At 34.3% G+C, this 2,160-nt stretch carries 3 protein-coding genes; all 3 read left to right on the plus strand.

The features are described from left to right. Positions 1–49: 49 nt before the first annotated feature. The gene (locus JI65_RS16790) at positions 50–1,312 is read left to right on the plus strand and encodes a hypothetical protein (protein WP_191018313.1); all 1,263 of its coding nucleotides are present in this window, start codon (positions 50–52) and stop codon (positions 1,310–1,312) included. Positions 1,313–1,481: 169 nt separating this feature from the next. Then, positions 1,482–1,733, plus strand: coding sequence for a type II toxin-antitoxin system HicA family toxin (locus JI65_RS16795; protein WP_191018314.1), 252 nt, complete (start codon positions 1,482–1,484; stop codon positions 1,731–1,733). 1 nt (position 1,734) lies between these two features. Further along, positions 1,735–2,127: a toxin-antitoxin system HicB family antitoxin gene (locus JI65_RS16800; RefSeq protein ID WP_191018315.1), complete on the plus strand. Its 393-nt coding sequence runs from the start codon at positions 1,735–1,737 to the stop codon at positions 2,125–2,127. Positions 2,128–2,160: the final 33 nt, after the last annotated feature.

The raw sequence follows: 2,160 nt of genomic DNA on the forward strand, positions 1-2,160 counted from the left end.
TTTAAGCAGTTGTTATACGGACGCCCTCATTGGGGCGCATAGGAAAAATATGAATAAAAAGTTTTCAGTATTATTTGCCTTCCTGTTTCTTTCAGCTAATTTGTTTACTGGGATTTTTTCAAAAAATCTTGAATATGATAATGTCATTGGTTTAACCGCTGTAGAATCTTTTGAAAATGGAAAGACAATTCTGACTGTTTCAGGTTTGTGCGCTAACAGTGCAATGGTAATAAAAAAAATTGACATACAAAAAAAAGATTCCAAAATCGTTATGATAGTTGAAGCTTCCGTTTTTCATTCAAAAAAAGAAAGCGGCTCGTTTAAGCATTCATTTGAAATTCCTTTTGATGTAAAAAGAGTCGTTTTTGGTAATGTAGCGGAATTTGAAATCTGGAACGCCGAATCTCCATTTAAGACAGGAGTTTTGACAAATACACCAAAGATTCTTACCGGAACAACTCTTGCATTGAATGATTCTCAGTTTTCTGAAACACGTTATGAATTCACATCAGAAACCGAAGGGACTGTCAGAAGATTCTCAATAAGCTATTGCAAGGAATGCGATTCATATCTGAACGGAATTATTTATGAAGAAGCTGAAACTCCCAAAAAGTTTGTTTACGATTCGGCAAGTGGAAAACTCAGTATTGACAACGAATATGTGGGAAACATCGCCAGAATTTCCGGGGACACTTATGTTTTGTACAATCTGCATGAAGTATATTCCAGAACCATAGCAAAAGCTCAAAAACTAAAAAGCGCATGGGCCGCAGGAAGCCGCTTTGGAAAAATTGAATATGTTTTTTATACTGACGGAAGTTTTACAGGACCATTTTCATTTACCAAAAATAACATGGAAGAAAATACTGCAGAAGACTTTGAAAGACCTGATAAATATGAAGAAATCAATTCAATATTGCGGCTTGATTATTCTGCATTGCCAAGCCCGCGATTTTTACTACATGACGGAAACAAGCTTTATAAGGTTTACGGATATCTTACAAAAACAGAACGTAACGTTTATCTAAATCAAAAGTTGACTCTTGATGAAGTTATCCGACTTTCCCAAAAAAGGAATAACTTGTCTTTTATTGATTTTCGACAGTATCAGGGAGTTATGATTGGTTCAGGTCTTCTTATCATGCAATACAAAATTGATGAAAATTTTTCTTTTGTAATCGGTGGAACAGACGATAACAATGTCCTCTATGCAAATCTGAAATATATTCCAAAAGCCAAATTTTATATTGATATTAGAGATGAAGATGTAAAGGCTTTTATTGAAAAATGTTTAGAATTGGAGAAAAATTGACATTGTTGTCATTTTCTTAGTAGAATTTTTTTCAGCAAGTCAAGCTTGCTGAAAAATGCAATTAAAATTTAGGGCTTGGACGAAGAAGCGATAACACCGTGCTTTATGTCGCTAGACAATAATAAAAAACATCCTTGACACCATATATAACACCATTTATAATGTAATTATGGCACAGTGGGACAAATTTTTAGCCAGAATAAAATCACTCGATAAAAACATGCGATTTTTAGAACTTAAAAAAGTTTTGGAAAGCTATGGTTATACGGTTTCTCAGCCAAAAGGCGGAAGCAGTCATTATATTTTCAGAAAACCTGGCTGCAATCCTATTACCATTCCTAATCATGAACCCATAAAAGTAGTTTATGTGAGAATGGTAAAAGAAATTGTGGAATCTGAAGAAAAGAACAAGGAGGACTGATATGAAAACATTAGAAGAATATATGAAATTACCGTATAAGTTAGAAATTGTTCCTGACACAGAAGAATCAGGATTCGTTGCTTCATATCCTGAACTTCCAGGTTGTATCACATGTGGTGGAAATATAGCAGATGTTGTTGCCAATGCAGAAGATGCAAAGAAGGCATGGCTTACAGCAGCGATAGAAAATAATATTGAAATTGCAGAACCAGAAAGTGTAGATTCATATTCAGGTCAATTCAAGCTTCGCCTTCCAAAAACCTTGCATAAAACACTTGCAGAAGATTCAAAAAAAGAAGGTGTAAGCATGAATCAATATTGTGTTTATCTTCTTGCCAAGAATTCTGAAAAGGAACATTTAGTATTAACAAAGAAACAAGCAGTACTCGTATAACATGCACTTCAAATCCGACAAACCAGTCAAGCT

This window comes from Treponema zioleckii (genome assembly GCF_014737315.1).
In the GTDB taxonomy this organism is placed as follows: domain Bacteria; phylum Spirochaetota; class Spirochaetia; order Treponematales; family Treponemataceae; genus Treponema_D; species Treponema_D zioleckii.